This window comes from Enterobacter sp. 4974935 (genome assembly GCF_058661735.1).
The window spans coordinates 1995369-2010991 of record NZ_JBZWGT010000003.1 but is presented as its reverse complement, the minus strand read 5'-3'; the positions used below and the strand labels follow the sequence as shown (position 1 = coordinate 2010991).

The following is a 15623-nucleotide window of genomic DNA, read 5'->3' as shown; positions in this document are numbered from 1 at the left end:
ATTATCCCAGGCGGGAAAACTACAATACTTTCGACAAAAACTGGCGCGTTCGCGGATGCGACGGTCGGTTTAACACGTCGTCGCTGCTGCCCTGCTCCACAATTTTACCGTCGACCATAAATACCACCTGGTCCGCCACTTCCCGGGCAAAGCCGATCTCATGGGTGACCACCACCAGCGTAGTGCCGGAGCGGGCGAGCTTTTTAATCACGTCCAGCACTTCGCCAACCAGTTCCGGATCCAGCGCCGAAGTTGGCTCATCAAACAGCATCACGCGCGGGCACAGCGCCAGCGCGCGGGCAATGGCGATGCGCTGCTGTTGGCCGCCGGAGAGGTGACGCGACCAGGCATCGGCTTTATCGCGCAGACCTACCACATCCAGAAGGCTGTAGGCGTTTTCAATAGCCTCTTTTTTACTGAACTTTTTATGCGCGATGGGTGCTTCAACCAGGTTTTCCAGCACCGTAAGATGCGGAAAAAGATTGAAGTTCTGAAACACGTACCCAACGTTGACGCGCTGTTTGAGGATCTCTTTCTCTTTGAGCTCGTAGAGTTTGTCACCCTGACGGCGATAGCCGATGTAATCCCCGTCAATCTGGATAAAGCCTTCGTCTACGCGCTCCAGATGGTTAATAGTGCGCAGCAGCGTCGATTTTCCCGATCCAGAGGGTCCGAGGATCACCGTCACGGAGCCCGGTGGGATCTCAAGCGTGACGTTATCGAGCGCTTTATGTCGGCCAAAAAACTTACTGACGCCGGTTATGGAAATGTGTCCTTCAGGAGAGGCTTGCATGAACGGGCTCCTGTGCTGACGAAGTGGTGACGGAACGCGCGCGGCTGGTCGCCCGGCTCTGGTTTACGGCGGAGCGGCGCTCGCTGCGGGCGAGTCCACGCTCAATAACATGCTGGATGGCAGACAGTACGGTGGTGATCACCAGATACCAGACGGCCCCCACCATCAACAGCGGGATCACCTCCTGGGTGCGGTTGTAGATCATCTGGATCGTGTAGAACAGTTCCGGCATCGCCAGCACGTAAACCATCGCCGTCCCTTTGGCGAGGCTGATGATTTCGTTAAACCCGGACGGCAGGATGGTACGCAGCGCCTGGGGGAGAATTATGCGCACGGTGCGACGCCACGCCGGCAGACCCAGCGCAGCGGCCGCCTCATACTGACCGTGGTCGACCCCAAGGAAGCCCCCGCGAATGATCTCCGCCGTATAGGCGCTCTGCACCAGCGTCAGCCCCACGATGGCGGTAGAAAACTGCCCGAGAACATTGATGGTTTCAAAGCTGCCCCAGGTAATGCCGGTAAAAGGCACGCCGAGAGAGAGCGTGTCGTAGAGATAGGAGAAGTTATAGAGGATAATCAGCACCACGATCAGCGGCAGCGATCGGAACAGCCAGATGTAGCCCCACGCCAGGCTGCTCAACAGCCATGATGACGAGAGCCGAGCCAGCGCCAGCATGCCGCCAATCACCACGCTCAATACGGTGCTTATCAACGTCAGCAGCAGCGTCTGTCCGACGCCTTCGAGGATCACCGGGTCAAAGAACCAGCGGGCAAATACCGCCCACTCCCAGCGCGGATTAAAGGCCACGGACTGGATCACGACAGCCAGCACAAACAGCGCCACCACGGCGCCAGCAGCGCGCAGCGGATAACGTGCCGGGACCACTTTTATGGTTTCAACGTTGCTCATCGTCGCTCCTTATGCGGTTTTGCTGAGCGCTTCGCGGATCAGCGTCTTGGTGAAACGCAGCCGACCGTCGAACGGCGGCTGGCTATACTCTTCCGGGTCGCGGTTGAGATCGAACTGCGGCTGATACCCCTGACTGAGATAGAGCCGCACCGCCTCCGGCTGACGAAACCCCGTAGTCAGGTAGATGTGGCTGTAACCCGCCAGCACCGCCCGGCGCTCCAGCTCCTGTACCACGCGCGCGGCCAGTCCCTGCTGGCGCAGCGTTTTATTCGTCCAGATACGTTTGATCTCTGCGGTATGTTCGTCGAAGGGCTTGTACGCCCCGGTGGCGATGATCTCGCCATCGCGCTCCAGGACGATAAACAGCCCCTGCGGCGCCAGGTACCACTCTGTCAGCTCGACTTCCGCATCCTTTGAAAAGTAGTCGCCGTAACGAGCGGCGTACTCACCGAAAAGCCCCGCGATAATGGGTTGAAGATCGGCATCTTCCGGCGAAACGTCACGAAATTGTTCAAGCATAGCGCCTCCTTAATCGCCCAGACCCGCCGGGTTAACTTCGGAGCTGGAGATACGCTCCACGCCTTCCCCCCAGCGGTTCAGCACCTTTTCGTAATCTCCGTTCTTGATCGCGCCGTTCAGCGCGGTTTGAACCGGTTCGACCAGGCCGCTGCCTTTTTTCAGCGTCACCGCGATATGCGCCGCCTTCGGCCAGCCGCCGTCGACGCTGCCGACAAGTTTGGTTTTACCGTTGAGCGCCGCTTTCCAGGCGCCGATCACGTTCGGGCCAAAGTAGGCGTCCGCGCGTCCCGACTGAAGTGCCAGCGTTTGGGCCGCGTCGTCTTTGGTGTAGATCGGCGTAAAGGGTTTCAGCCCTTTTTTGAGGTTCTCTTCGTTCCATGCCAGCAGAATGGCTTCCTGGTTGGTGCCGGAACCCACGATGATGCGCAGCCCGGCGATATCCTCTGCCTTCACAAGCGAGTTGATGGGACTGGTGGATTTCACGTAGAAGCCAAGTGAATCCTTGCGATAGGTGGCGAAGTCGAACTTCTCTTTGCGCGCTTTGGTGACGGTGATGTTGCTGATAGCCGCATCGTATTTCCCGGAGGCCACCCCCAGCGGCCAGTCCTCCCAGGAGGTGGGAACCACGTTCAGCTCCAGCCCAAGGCTGTCCGCCACCAGACGCGCAATGTCGACCTCACTTCCCAGCAGGGTCTTGTTGTCGTCGGAAAAGACCGTCAGCGGCGGTTGATTCAGTCCCGCCACCGCCACGGTAAATTTCCCCGGCACGGCAAAGCGATAGTCTTTCGGCAGTTGCGCGATCGCATCGCTGTTTTTGGCGGTATTGATCGGCGTTTTATTGGCCTCAATGCTCACGCCGGTGCCGTTAATATTGACGTTCTCTGCCCAGACGGCAGGGGTAAAAGCCAGCGCAAGCGCCAGAATAAGCGATGATTTCTGCATAGCGTTTTTCTCTTTTATTGTTGTGTGAACTGATTTTTGGGCTCGTCTAAGCCCAGACTTTCGCGCAGCGTGGTGCCGGGATAGTCGGTGCGGAACAGGCCGCGCGCCTGTAAAAGGGGGACCACCTGGTCGACAAAGCGCGGGAAGGTGTCCGGCGTACCGCCCTGAATGATGAAGCCATCCGCCGCCTTCTCTTCGAACCAGGCCTGTAAACCATCGGCCACCTGCTCCGGTGTGCCGGAAAAACGCGGGCGCGGCGATGCGGCTTCCAGCGCGACCTGACGAAGAGTTAAGTTGCGCTCACGGGCGTTACGCTTGATTTCATCGGTGGTGCTGCGGAAGCTGTTTTTGCCCAAATCGCCAATATCCGGGAACGGCGCGTCGAGGGAATACTGGCTGAAGTCGTGATGCTCGAAATAACGTCCAAGGTAATTCAGCGCATCATTAATGGAGACCAGTGCCGCCGTGGTTTGATACTGGTTTTCTACGTCATCGGCGTCGTTTCCAACAATCACGCTGACGCCCTGGAATATATGTAAATCCCCTGCGCGGCGGCCGTGACTTTCCAGCTGCTGTTTAACATCTCGGTAAAAAGCCTGGGCTTCTTCCAGCGTGTCATGGTGGGTAAAAATCGCGTCAGCATGTTTTGCCGCCAGCTTTTTACCGTCGTCGGACGCACCAGCCTGAAAGACAATCGGACGTCCCTGCGGGGTGCGGCCAATATTCAGCGGGCCAGAAACCCGGAAGAAATCACCGTGGTGATCCAGAGTATGCAGTTTCGACGCATCAAAGAACTGTCCGCTCTCTTTATTCCGGATAAAGGCATCCCCTTCCCAGGAGTCCCACAGCCCTTTCACCACGTCGAGATACTCATCGGCAATGCGGTAGCGCAGCGCATGCTCCGGGTGTTTTTCGCGGGAGAAGTTCTTCGCTGACCCTTCCAGCGGCGACGTCACCACGTTCCAGCCTGCGCGTCCGTTGCTCAGGTGATCGAGGCTGGCGAACTGGCGTGCAGCGGTGAAAGGCTCGCTGTACGAGGTGGATAACGTGCCGACCAGCCCCAGGCGCGAGGTGATACTCGCCAGCGCGGACAACACCGTCAGCGGCTCAAAGCGGTTTAAAAAATGCGGAATGGATTTCTCGTTAATATAAAGACCGTCGGCCACAAATATAAAGTCGAGCTTGCCCTCTTCTGCTTTTAAAGCCGTTTCTTTGACGAAATCAAAATTAATGCTGGCATCCGCGACCGCCGCCGGGTGGCGCCAGGCAGACATATTTCCGGATGCACCATGCAAAATGGTCCCCAGCCGCAATTGACGATGTGCAGACATATTCACCTCAAATTAATTAAACGTGTTGCAGGGCTTTTTCCGCGAGCTGAGCAAAATAGCGGGCAGCGGGTTCGATTAATGCTTCGTCCGGGTTAAATGCCGGGTGATGTAACCCAAACGGACTGTTGCTGCCAATGCTGACAAACGCGCCGGGTATGTTTTGCAGATAGACCGCGAAATCCTCCCCGCCCATGTGCAGTTCCGCATGCCGGGTTTCATATCCCGCTTCGCGCGCAACCGAGGTGGCAAACCCGGCCCAGTGCTCATCGTTCACCAGCGCGGTGGGTCCGGCGTACCAGGTGATGTTGATCTGCGCGCTAAAGGCGCTGGCAAATCCGGCGGCGATTTCACCGACGCGCGCTTTCACGTTCTGCTGCACTTCCGTACGGTGCGTGCGCAGCGTGCCCTCCAGCTCAACGCTTTCCGGCAGCACGTTCCAGGTATTCCCCCCGGCGATGCGTGTCACGCTCAGAACAACCGAATCCAGCGTATTGACGTTACGGCTGGCAACGCTTTGCAGCGCGGTCACCAGCTGGCTTGCCAGCACGATGGCGTCGTTGCCTTCATGGGGACGTGCGGCATGCGCGCCTTTGCCGGTAACATGAATAACGAAGCGATCGACGTTGGCATAGAACGGGCCGCCGCGCGTAGCAAACTCGCCGACCGGCAGTGAAGGCTCGTTATGCATTCCGAAAATCGCGCGTACGTCACGTAACGCCCCGGCCCGCACCATACTTTTTGCTCCGCCGAAATTCTCTTCCGCAGGCTGGAACAGGATCCGCACGCGACCGTTGAGCGAGGCTTCCCGCTCCTTTAGCTTTAACGCAGCGCCGAGGATCACGCTGGTGTGGATGTCATGGCCACAGGCATGCATCACCCCCGCACGCCGGGAGCTAAACGGCACCCCACTGCGCTCGTCGATGGGTAACGCGTCGATATCGGCACGCAGCGCAACCAGTGCGTTGCCCGTGCCGATCTCCGCAACCAGCCCGGTCTGGAGATCGTAAGGCAGCGGTGCAATACCGGCCGCCGTCAGCCACTCGCGCAGGCGCGCCGTTGTTTCGACCTCCTGACCGGAGAGTTCAGGGTTCTGGTGCAGCTCACGGCGCCAGGCAATCAGTTGTTCGCTAAAGCTCATACGGTCACCTCCCTGTTAAATCGCGCCTCGGCCAGCAGTCGCAGTGACTGCGCGCGCGTTGCGCCATCAGCGACCGGCGTGTCGATGATAAATTCGTCAATTCCCCACTGCTGATGCAGCGCGTTGAGCTGTTCAAGCACCGACGCCGCCGTTCCGGCCATCAGAGACTGCGCCCGACGCGCGATGCGCACCGGGTCACTCCCCGCCTGCCCCGCAAAGGCGTAGGCCTGTTCTTCGCTGGCCACGGTGACGCGCTGTCCGTTTACCAGCTCCACGCCCCACACTTCAACCTTCTGCGCCAGCGCATCGGCCTCAGTCTGGGTTGGGGCAACAATGACCTGCACGGCCACAATCACCTCCCGGACGCTGTGTTGACGCCACGCTGTGACGACCTCGCGCAGCAGCTCAGGATCACCGTTCAGATGGGCGGCAAAGACAAAATGCCAGTCGAGGGAGGCCGCCAGCAGCGCGCTTTCTGTGCTGGCGCCCAGCAGAAACCCCCGGGCAGGCACCGGCGGCAGCGGCGTGGCGCGAACGTCATCCTCCGCTGATTGATTTTCAGGGCGGATCCAGCGATCGAGCTGCGTCAGTTGTTCAGCAAAGCTGCCTCTTTCCTGCGGATTAAGGCCGTGCTGCAAGGCACGGGTAGAGAGCGGCAGACCGCCGGGCGCTTTGCCAACGCCCAGATCAACCCGGCCCGGCGCAATGGCGGCCAGTACGTTAAAATTTTCGGCGACTTTATAGGGGCTGTAATGTTGCAGCATGACGCCGCCTGAGCCCACGCGAATACGTTTTGTTTGCCCGAGGATCCAGGCAATCAGCAGCTCCGGCGAGGGGCTGGCAAGCTGCGGGGTATTGTGGTGTTCGGCAATCCAGAAGCGGTGATAACCCAGCGTTTCTGCCTGTTGCGCCAGTGCTAAGGTTCGCGCCAGCGCATCGGCGGCTGTTTCGTGTTCTGCGACGGGGCTTTTATCCAGAATGCTGATTCGCCATGACATGTTGCGTTCTCGTTTGACTTAACATGTCGTCATTATTAAAGGCGGATTTCACCTCTGAGAAACAATTAATTTACATTTGGATTGCCGGAAATCAGCTATAGCTTACCGCTACTCGTTCGGATACTGCTCGTCGGTGACCTTCTCCAGCCATGCCACCGGGCTCCCGTCGACAGCTTCTGCGATGGCGATATGGGTCATGGCCGTCTGCGCGCTTGCGCCGTGCCAGTGCTTCACGCCGGGTGGGATCCAGGCGATATCACCCTGATTCAGCGGTTCCGCCTCTTTCCCCCACTCCTGTAACCAGCCGCACCCCTGCGTCACGATCAGCGTTTGTCCAAGAGGATGCGTATGCCAGGCGGTACGTGCGCCGGGTTCAAAGGTGACGGTCGCGCCGCCGACTTTTGCCGGTTCAGTCGCCTGGAAAGGCGCGTCAATACGCACGCAGCCGGTAAACCAGGCCTCTGGCCCCTGAACGGAAGGTAACGAACCGCTACGGATAATTTTCATGATTAACTCCTCGTTTGCTGTTGCGTTAACAGTAGCGTAAAGCCATGGGGAGCATTAGAGTGCATAATCAGAAAGGAACTATGAGTTCAATTCATAAATAGGATAAGCCGCCATGTTAAAAGACAACTTCAACGATCTGCTCTCCTTTATGGTTGTCGCCCGGGAGCGCAGTTTTACCCGCGCCGCGGCGCAGCTTGGGGTATCTCAGTCGGCGCTCAGTCACGCAATGCGCAATCTGGAAGCGAGGCTGGAAGTCCGTCTGTTAACCCGCACCACCCGCAGCGTGGCCCCTACCGAGGCCGGCGAGCAACTCTTCATGCGCTTAAGCCCCCATCTGATGGAGATCGAGCAGGAACTTACCGCGCTGCGTGATACCCGCGACAGACCTGCCGGGAATATACGCCTAACCGCCGGGGAGCACGCCATGTCTGCCGTGCTGTGGCCTGTGCTTAAACCCTTTATGGCGCAGTATCCTGACATCAACGTTGAAGTCACGGTGGACGATGGGCTGACAGATATTGTCGATGGCCGCTTTGACGCGGGGGTGCGTCTGGGTGAGCAGGTGGCGAAAGATATGATTGCGGTACGTATTGCGCCGGACATGCGCATGGCGGTCGTCGGGTCGGCAGACTATTTGCATCGTTTCGGGGTACCGGAAACGCCGGAGCAGCTTGATCAGCACCGCTGCATTAATATGCGCCTGCCCACACGCGGCGGATTATATGCCTGGGAATTTGAACGGGACGGACGTGAGCTGCGCGTGCGGGTTGACGGCCAGTTGATCCTCAACAGCCTGCCGCAACGCATTGATGCCGCCGAAAACGGTCTGGGGCTGGCGTACGTCCCGGAAGATGCGGTTCAGGACGCCCTTGCTGAGGGCCGGTTAGTGCGTGTGCTTGAAGCCTGGTGTCCGGCTTTTGCCGGTTATCATCTCTATTATCCGAGCCGCCGCCAGCACACTTCCGCGTTTTCATTACTTATCGCAGCTCTGCGGCATCCATAAGTTCTACCTATAGGTAACTATTAAGTAAACCTGATGATTAAATCAGCATTCGCCGACCTTTTTGCCTAAAAAAACGTCACGATTCAGCGCGTTGTGATCGCAGTCTGCTCTGACCACACGATTTCCTTCGACGAGCATCACTTTCGGCACGGTTATATTTTGCGTCGCTTATCAATTGCGGGTAGGATGCCTCGCCATGTTTTGCCTTATCCATACACAGAATGACTGGAAAGGCAGCATGTGTCTGCGCAGAAGCAATCGTTTGTTTCGGCTTCTGCCAGGCAGGACTATCACGTTAATGGTTCAGACAGGCAAACAGGTAACTCAATGAAAACAAGCAATAAAAGCGCAGCCGATCATCATGCTGCTAAACGTCGCTGGTTGAACTCTCATGAAGAGGGCTATCACAAGGCGATGGGCAACCGTCAGGTTCAGATGATCGCCATCGGCGGCGCTATCGGTACAGGTCTTTTTTTAGGTGCAGGCGCACGTCTGCAAATGGCTGGCCCCGCTCTCGCCCTGGTCTATCTGGTGTGCGGGATCTTCTCTTTCTTCATTCTTCGCGCCCTCGGCGAGCTGGTGCTCCACCGCCCTTCCAGCGGTAGCTTTGTCTCTTACGCCCGTGAATTTCTCGGTGAAAAGGCCGCGTATGTCGCGGGCTGGATGTACTTCGTTAACTGGGCAATGACCGGTATCGTCGATATCACCGCCGTTGCGCTGTACATGCACTACTGGGGCGCGTTTGGCGATGTGCCGCAGTGGGTGTTCGCCCTCGGGGCGCTGGCAATCGTCGGGACCATGAACATGATCGGCGTGAAATGGTTCGCCGAGATGGAGTTCTGGTTCGCGCTGGTGAAGGTGCTGGCCATTGTGATCTTCCTGGTGGTCGGGACCGTATTCCTCGGCACCGGTAAACCGCTGGACGGCAACGCCACCGGCTTCCACCTGATTACCGATAACGGTGGTTTCTTCCCGCACGGCCTGCTGCCAGCGCTGGTTCTGGTCCAGGGCGTGGTATTCGCCTTTGCCTCCATCGAACTGGTCGGTACGGCGGCAGGTGAATGTAAAGATCCGCAGACGATGGTGCCAAAAGCCATCAACAGCGTGATCTGGCGTATCGGTCTGTTCTATGTGGGCTCCGTGGTATTGCTGGTACTGCTGCTGCCGTGGAATGCATACCAGGCGGGGCAAAGTCCGTTTGTGACCTTCTTCTCTAAGCTGGGCGTGCCGTACGTGGGCAGCATCATGAACATCGTGGTACTGACTGCCGCGCTCTCCAGCCTGAACTCCGGGCTCTATTCGACGGGCCGTATCCTGCGCTCCATGTCGATGGGGGGCTCTGCGCCGAAGTTTATGTCGAAGATGAGCAAGCAGCAGGTGCCTTACGCGGGTATTCTGGCTACGCTGGTGGTGTATATCTTTGGCGTGTTCCTGAACTATCTCGTGCCGTCTCAGGTGTTTGAGATCGTGCTGAACGTCGCTGCGCTGGGCATCATCGCCTCCTGGGCCTTTATCGTGGTGTGTCAGATGCGTCTGCGCAAAGCAATTAAAGAAGGGAAAGCGGCTGACGTCAGCTTCAAGCTGCCGGGCGCGCCGGTGACCTCCTGGCTTACCCTGCTGTTCTTGTTGAGTGTGCTGGTGCTGATGGCCTTCGACTACCCGAACGGTACTTACACCATCGCCACAATCCCGCTGCTGGCGGTGCTGTTGATTGCTGGCTGGTTTGGCGTGCGTAAACGCGTGAATGAAATCCACAGTACCGCCCCGGTTCATCCTGGAGATGACAATCAGGATGGTCCGCTGGTGGAAGAGACGTCGCGTTAATAAAAAAGCCGGGTGGCGGCTACGCCTTACCCGGCCTGCATTTCATGGTTTTCCAGGCCCGGTAAGCGCAGCGCCACCGGGCAATTCCTACCTTAAAGCGCGATACGAATCACATCGTCAGGCTGAGTGGCTTCCTGCTGACGGGTAGACTTCTGTTTCACCGTCACGTACAGCGTTTTACCGTCCGCAGACAGCGCCAGGCTGTTCGGGTAAACCGGCGTATCGAAGGTTTTGGTCACTTTGTAAGTTTTGGCGTCAATCACGCTCACCTTGCCCGCCTCGCGGTGCGTCACATAGGCTTCGTTACGCGCCGGGTTAAACAGTACGGCCAGCGATTCTGGCGCGGCGATTTTCTGCATTACGCTGCCATCTTTCAAATTCACCACCAGCACTTCAGGCTGTTTTGAATCCGTCACAAACGCACGCTGGCCGGCAGTGTCCAGGCTCAGGTTCAGGTAGAAGTGCTCTTTTCCGTCTTCCTGTACTTTCTTACGGCTGAGGATTTTGTTGGTCACGGTATCAATGGTCACCAGCTCACCGTCCGCATTGGTGGTATACAGGCGTTTTGCCTTCGCATTCAGCGCCAGACCGGTGCTGAACGTGCCGGTGTTCCTAATGGTGTCCTTCAGCTTCAGCGTTGCGCCATCAACAACCCAGATCACGCTCTCCTTGCCGATGCCGGTAATGTATACCGTATTGGTCGTGTCATCGGCCACCAGCTGGCGCGGCTGAAGCGGCTTCACCGTGTCGCTACGTTTGCGATCGTCCAGCACCAGGCGCCCTTTCACCTCGCTCGTTTTGGCGTCAATCGCCGTCACGGCACTGTTGACGGTGTTACCGAACCACAGCGTCTGGGTGGCGTTATCGATCGTGGCGCCAAACGGCTTGAGATCGTTATGAATCGCCTGCGTCACTTCCAGCGTGACCGGATCCAGACGATAGACCACGCCGCCCTTATCGGTTTTGCGGCTTTGTGACGTCGCAACCCACAGCGCGTTTTCCTGCTGGCTGACGGCCATTTCATACGCGCCCTTGCCGACCGCTTTGCGCAGCATCTCTTCAGCGGCATGAACCTGGAACGTACCGGCAAACAGTAAAGAGCCCAACAGCAGAGACCCACGCAGGCGCGGCGAGCACAGATGACGTAAAGACATAACAATTCCTTTTTAAATGAGGAGATTTACCGCTGACATCGCTTCCGGCGGGCAAAGTCATCGCTTTGCCGTTATTTTAATGAGAATAGTAATCATTAATGAGTTGAATGTGGAGTATTTCTTTCCTGCAAAACCTTACATTCACGAAATGTGCGGTTATAGTTTTCATAACATTTACAAAGGATTTAACATATATACACAGGTTCCAGTTGATTTGGTTCGAATTTTTTCTTAACCGGCTTACTCCATGAAAATTATTACTGCCCATAAGGCCTCACTACCCCTGTTGTTCGTTCCCGTCATTTTTGGCCCGCTGAGTGCGATGGCCGCGGATGAACAGACCCTGATCGTCAGCGCCACGCCGCAAACCGTCTCCGAACTGGACACCCCGGCCGCAGTCAGCGTGGTGAGCGGCGAGGATATGCGACATGCCACACCGCGCATCAACCTTTCTGAATCCCTTGGGAGCGTACCTGGCCTGCAAATCCAGAACCGCCAGAACTATGCTCAGGATCTGCAACTTTCCGTTCGCGGATTCGGCGCGCGCTCAACCTTCGGCGTACGCGGGATCCGTATGTACGTGGACGGCATTCCGGCAACCATGCCCGACGGCCAGGGGCAGACATCAAACATTGACCTCAACAGCATAGAGAGCGTCGACGTGCTGCGCGGCCCCTTCTCTGCCCTGTACGGTAATGCCTCCGGCGGCGTGATCAACATCAACACCCAGACCGGACAACAGCCAGCCACCATTGAAGCCAGCAGCTATTACGGCAGCTACGGCACCTGGCGTTACGGTATGAAGGCCACCGGGGCGGTGGGTGATGGTACTCAGGCGGGCGATGTGGATTACGCCGTATCCACTACCCGTTTTACCACCCATGGCTATCGCGACCACAGCGGCGCGCGCAAAAACCTCGCCAACGCGAAACTGGGCGTGCGCATTAATGATGTCAGCAAGCTGACGCTGATTTTTAACAGCGTGGACATGAAAGCCAACGATCCAGGCGGACTGAGCTATGAGGAGTGGCAGAATAACCCGCGCCAGTCACCACGTGGCGATCAGTACAACACGCGTAAGACCATTAAGCAGACCCAGGCCGGGATCCGCTACGACCGTCAGCTGAGCGAACAGGACGACCTCAGCGTGATGATGTATGCCGGTGAGCGTGAAATGACTCAGTACCAGTCCATTCCGGCGTCCACTCAGCGCGAGAATCCTGCGCATTCGGGCGGTGTGATTGATATGCAGCGTCACTATCAGGGTATTGATACGCGCTGGACCCACCGCGGCGAACTGCTGGTTCCGGTGACATTTACCACCGGGTTGAACTACGAAAACATGAGCGAAAATCGTCGCGGGTATGAGAACTTCGTGATGGGCAACGGCGTGCCAGATTATGGCGTGAAGGGTAATAAACGCCGTGACGAACGCAATCTGATGTGGAACCTGGATCCCTACCTGCAAACCCAGTGGCAGCTAACGCAAAAACTGTCCTTAGAGGCGGGCGTACGTTATAGCTCCGTCTGGTTTGACTCCAACGATCGTTACATTACCCCGCAAAACGGTGATGACAGCGGCGACGCCAGCTACCACAAATGGCTCCCGGCAGGTGCGGTGAAATACGCCGTGACCGACGCATGGAACCTGTATGCCGCGGCAGGACGGGGATTTGAGACGCCGACCATCAACGAACTTTCCTACCGTTCTGATGGCAAAGGTGGCCTCAATATGAACCTGCAACCGTCCACCAACAACACCTATGAGATTGGCAGCAAAACCCGCATCGGCAATGGCATCCTGACGGCGGCGCTGTTCCGCACGGATACCGACAATGAGATCGTGGTGGACGAAAGCAAGGATGGTCGCACGACTTATAAAAACGCGGGAAAAACGCGCCGTCAGGGTGTGGAAATTGCGCTCGACCAGCAGTTTGCCGAGAACTGGAAGCTGAAGATGGCGTGGACCTATCTTGATGCCACCTACCGCACCAACGTCTGTAGCAATGCAGACTGTAGCGGCAACCGGATGCCGGGGATCGCCCGTAACATGGGATATGCGTCGTTTGGCTGGGAGCCTGAGGAAGGCTGGTACGCGGGGGCAGATGCCCGCTACATGAGCGATGTCATGGCCAACGATATCAACACCGCTAAAGCGCCCTCTTATACCGTTGTGGGCCTGAATACCGGCTATAAACTCAACTACGGCAAATGGGGAATGGACGTCTTTGGTCGCGTCGATAACCTGTTCGATAAAGAGTACGCCGGTTCAGAGATTGTTAACGCTGGCTACAACCGCTATTACGAACCTGCCCCTGGTCGTAACTATGGCGTGGGCCTGTCGGTCTCTTATCGTTTTGAGTAAACCATTCTCCGGCAGCGCACGTTGCCGGTAAAAAAATAAGCAAAATAACATCATTCCCGGTTGCCTGATGCGCCGGGAATATAATCAAGGACGTTTGATACAAATAAACAAATAAGTGCGCCAGAGGGATCCTTAACTGTAGTATTGCCGTTGCAGAAGAATATTGGCTTCATCAATGGCTTTGTCGATCGCTTCCCGGCTGGCCGTCACATCCCTTTGCTCAAGCGCAGAAAGCAGATCGTCATAATGATAGGTCGCTGCGGGAACCTCGCTTAACTCTTCATGCAGATAGTGAATGCACGGACCAATCCGTACCCAGAGCTGCTCAATCAGCGAGTGAAGGGTCGGCATCTCGGCATACTGATAGAGCGTGAACCGGAACACGCGGTTGGCATGGATCGCTTTCTGTACATCGCCCTGATGCATGGCGGCACTGAAGTTATCTGACAGCGCGCGTAACGCATCCAGTTTGGTCTCGGTCATATTCTGGCACGCCGCCGCAACGGCCATCGGTTCAAGCTGCTTTCTGATGGCGTTAATTTCGTTATAGCGTTCCAGCGTCACTTCTGGCACCAAAAACGCCTGCGCTGGCGTGGCCTGTAATGCCCCCGCCGACACCAGGCGCAGCAGGGCTTCGCGCACCGGTGTGATACTGGTGCCCAATTTATCCGCAATCTCTTTTGTAACGAGTCGAGCCCCAGGTTTTAATGAGCCCGTAATTAATGCTCCCTTTAAACTGTTCTCTACTTGCAAAGTCAGACTGATTCTTTGTGCTTTTTCCATATGTTCCAAATCAAGCATGTTTAATTCCCGTAGCCAAACAAAATGCCATTTTCAGCGTCTGTTTAAAAAAACATCGCCGGTTAGATATATCCTGTATCGTCATGCCTGGTATGAGGGGCGCGCGTAATATTAAAATCGTTCAAATAATATTGCATTTTTTACTTCTGGCTCAGCTGGGCCGAGGCGCGCAAAGCTTATGGATTAATTAAAGACAATATATCGTATCTTCACAAATAATTATGGCGGACACTGCCCGCCATAACCGATGCTCTGTTTAGTCGGCCGCCACGCGGATCACAACCTTGCCGAAGTTTTTCCCCTCAAGCAGGCCAATCAGGGAGTCCGGCGCCGCGTCCAGCCCTTCCGTAACCTGCTCGCGATAGTGAATTTTGCCTTCCTGCACCCAGCGGCCCATTTCCTGCTGGAACTCGTCAATACGATGACCATAGTCCTGCGCGATAATAAAACCCTGCATACGGATGCGTTTTTTCAGGATGGTCCCCATCAGTAGCGGTAAGCGGTCCGGACCCTCCGGCAGGTTGGTCGCATTGTAGCCGCTGACCAGTCCGCAAACCGGCACGCGCGCGGAGGTATTCAAGAGCGGCAGCACGGCGTCAAAGACTTTACCGCCGACGTTTTCGTAATACACATCAATGCCCTGCGGGCAGGCTTTAGCCAGTTGTTCGTCAAAATCATCCGCATGGTGATCCAGACAGGCATCGAAACCGAGCACGTCGACCGCATGATGGCATTTCTCCTCCCCGCCAGCCACGCCGATGACCCGGCATCCTTTGATTTTACCGATCTGCCCCACCGTTGCGCCGACCGGCCCCGTGGCCGCCGCCACGACAAGGGTTTCCCCTGCCTGAGGCTGGCCGATATCGAGCAGCCCCATATACGCGGTGAAGCCCGGCATCCCTAGCACGCCGAGTGCCCATGAAGGATGCGACGGGTTTTCACCCAACTTCACCAGCCCCTGCCCGTCGGATAGTTCATACTCCTGCCAGCCGCTGTAACCCAGAACCCATTCACCCTCTTTATAATCCGGATGACGGGAGGTCTCGACGCGGCTTACCGTGCCGCCCACCATCACCGCGCCAATCTCGACCGGAGGTGAATAGGATGGCGCATCGCTCATACGGCCTCGCATGTACGGATCAAGCGAGAGCCATACGGTGCGTAATAACACCTGCCCCTCTGCGGGCGCGGGGATCGGCTGCTCTTCCAGGCGGAAATTATCGGCAACCGGCGCGCCGTGTGGACGGGAAGCCAGTACCCAGCGTCGGTTTTGCGTAGTAGATTGACTCATTCATCGCTCCTTACTGCTGAAAATGTCATTCAAGTCTGGCACGTTAT

At 56.8% G+C, this 15623-nt stretch carries 12 protein-coding genes and 1 pseudogene; 3 read left to right on the top strand and 10 right to left on the bottom strand.

What is annotated here, in order from left to right; translation table 11 throughout:
* Nucleotides 1-19: 19 nt before the first annotated feature.
* The 7 genes and pseudogenes from AC4OVS_RS10860 to AC4OVS_RS10830 form a co-directional block, all read right to left on the bottom strand.
* Nucleotides 20-793, bottom strand: coding sequence for an amino acid ABC transporter ATP-binding protein (locus AC4OVS_RS10860; protein ID WP_491922393.1), 774 nt, complete (start codon nt 791-793; stop codon nt 20-22).
* Nucleotides 777-1703: an amino acid ABC transporter permease gene (locus AC4OVS_RS10855; RefSeq protein WP_022648227.1), complete on the bottom strand. Its 927-nt coding sequence runs from the start codon at nt 1701-1703 to the stop codon at nt 777-779. Before AC4OVS_RS10855 ends, AC4OVS_RS10860 begins: the two co-directional genes overlap by 17 nt.
* Nucleotides 1704-1712: 9 nt before the next feature.
* Complete coding sequence (locus AC4OVS_RS10850; RefSeq protein ID WP_193543642.1) at nt 1713-2222, bottom strand: GNAT family N-acetyltransferase; 510 nt, start codon at nt 2220-2222, stop codon at nt 1713-1715.
* A 9-nt stretch (nt 2223-2231) separates the two neighbouring features.
* A pseudogene (locus AC4OVS_RS10845) lies at nt 2232-4495 on the bottom strand (NtaA/DmoA family FMN-dependent monooxygenase).
* A 16-nt stretch (nt 4496-4511) separates the two neighbouring features.
* Complete coding sequence (locus tag AC4OVS_RS10840; RefSeq protein ID WP_017382285.1) at nt 4512-5633, bottom strand: amidohydrolase; 1122 nt, start codon at nt 5631-5633, stop codon at nt 4512-4514.
* Nucleotides 5630-6631 carry an MsnO8 family LLM class oxidoreductase gene (locus AC4OVS_RS10835; RefSeq protein ID WP_491922392.1) on the bottom strand — a complete coding sequence of 334 codons (1002 nt, stop codon included), beginning with the start codon at nt 6629-6631 and terminating at the stop codon, nt 5630-5632. Before AC4OVS_RS10835 ends, AC4OVS_RS10840 begins: the two co-directional genes overlap by 4 nt.
* Nucleotides 6632-6739: 108 nt before the next feature.
* Nucleotides 6740-7138, bottom strand: coding sequence for a (R)-mandelonitrile lyase (locus AC4OVS_RS10830; RefSeq protein WP_108367597.1), 399 nt, complete (start codon nt 7136-7138; stop codon nt 6740-6742).
* Between the two features lie 112 nt (nt 7139-7250).
* Here AC4OVS_RS10830 and AC4OVS_RS10825 point away from each other — a divergent pair, with 112 nt between their 5' ends.
* Together AC4OVS_RS10825 and ansP are read left to right on the top strand one after the other, a co-directional pair.
* On the top strand, nt 7251-8141 hold the full coding sequence (locus AC4OVS_RS10825; protein ID WP_491922391.1) for a LysR family transcriptional regulator: 891 nt from the start codon (nt 7251-7253) through the stop codon (nt 8139-8141).
* Between the two features lie 327 nt (nt 8142-8468).
* Entirely contained in the window at nt 8469-9965 is a 1497-nt protein-coding gene (ansP, locus tag AC4OVS_RS10820; protein ID WP_038416116.1) for an L-asparagine permease, read from the top strand.
* Nucleotides 9966-10057: 92 nt separating this feature from the next.
* On the opposite strand, the gene yncE is transcribed toward ansP, so the two are convergent.
* A complete protein-coding gene (gene yncE / locus AC4OVS_RS10815) occupies nt 10058-11119 on the bottom strand; it encodes a 7-bladed beta-propeller protein YncE (RefSeq protein WP_473003128.1) in 1062 nt (353 codons plus the stop codon).
* Nucleotides 11120-11366: 247 nt separating this feature from the next.
* On the opposite strand from yncE, the gene pqqU reads away from it, so the two are divergent.
* Complete coding sequence (gene pqqU, locus AC4OVS_RS10810) at nt 11367-13484, top strand: TonB-dependent receptor PqqU (RefSeq protein WP_491922390.1); 2118 nt, start codon at nt 11367-11369, stop codon at nt 13482-13484.
* Nucleotides 13485-13616: 132 nt separating this feature from the next.
* Here the strand turns inward: pqqU and AC4OVS_RS10805 are convergent, their stop codons facing one another.
* Together AC4OVS_RS10805 and curA are read right to left on the bottom strand one after the other, a co-directional pair.
* Nucleotides 13617-14285 carry a GntR family transcriptional regulator gene (locus AC4OVS_RS10805; protein WP_022648238.1) on the bottom strand — a complete coding sequence of 223 codons (669 nt, stop codon included), beginning with the start codon at nt 14283-14285 and terminating at the stop codon, nt 13617-13619.
* Between the two features lie 256 nt (nt 14286-14541).
* Nucleotides 14542-15576 carry an NADPH-dependent curcumin/dihydrocurcumin reductase gene (curA, locus tag AC4OVS_RS10800; RefSeq protein WP_069596603.1) on the bottom strand — a complete coding sequence of 345 codons (1035 nt, stop codon included), beginning with the start codon at nt 15574-15576 and terminating at the stop codon, nt 14542-14544.
* Between the last annotated feature and the right edge of the window lie 47 nt (nt 15577-15623).

Excerpts from the sequence above, each read along its gene's own strand:
- AC4OVS_RS10860 (WP_491922393.1), bottom strand. The coding sequence starts at position 793 with ATGCAAGCCTCTCCTGAAGGACACATTTCCATAACCGGCGTCAGTAAG.
- AC4OVS_RS10855 (WP_022648227.1), bottom strand. The coding sequence starts at position 1,703 with ATGAGCAACGTTGAAACCATAAAAGTGGTCCCGGCACGTTATCCGCTG.
- AC4OVS_RS10850 (WP_193543642.1), bottom strand. The coding sequence starts at position 2,222 with ATGCTTGAACAATTTCGTGACGTTTCGCCGGAAGATGCCGATCTTCAA.
- AC4OVS_RS10840 (WP_017382285.1), bottom strand. The coding sequence starts at position 5,633 with ATGAGCTTTAGCGAACAACTGATTGCCTGGCGCCGTGAGCTGCACCAG.
- AC4OVS_RS10835 (WP_491922392.1), bottom strand. The coding sequence starts at position 6,631 with ATGTCATGGCGAATCAGCATTCTGGATAAAAGCCCCGTCGCAGAACAC.
- AC4OVS_RS10830 (WP_108367597.1), bottom strand. The coding sequence starts at position 7,138 with ATGAAAATTATCCGTAGCGGTTCGTTACCTTCCGTTCAGGGGCCAGAG.
- AC4OVS_RS10825 (WP_491922391.1), top strand. The coding sequence starts at position 7,251 with ATGTTAAAAGACAACTTCAACGATCTGCTCTCCTTTATGGTTGTCGCC.
- ansP (WP_038416116.1), top strand. The coding sequence starts at position 8,469 with ATGAAAACAAGCAATAAAAGCGCAGCCGATCATCATGCTGCTAAACGT.
- yncE (WP_473003128.1), bottom strand. The coding sequence starts at position 11,119 with ATGTCTTTACGTCATCTGTGCTCGCCGCGCCTGCGTGGGTCTCTGCTG.
- pqqU (WP_491922390.1), top strand. The coding sequence starts at position 11,367 with ATGAAAATTATTACTGCCCATAAGGCCTCACTACCCCTGTTGTTCGTT.
- AC4OVS_RS10805 (WP_022648238.1), bottom strand. The coding sequence starts at position 14,285 with ATGCTTGATTTGGAACATATGGAAAAAGCACAAAGAATCAGTCTGACT.
- curA (WP_069596603.1), bottom strand. The coding sequence starts at position 15,576 with ATGAGTCAATCTACTACGCAAAACCGACGCTGGGTACTGGCTTCCCGT.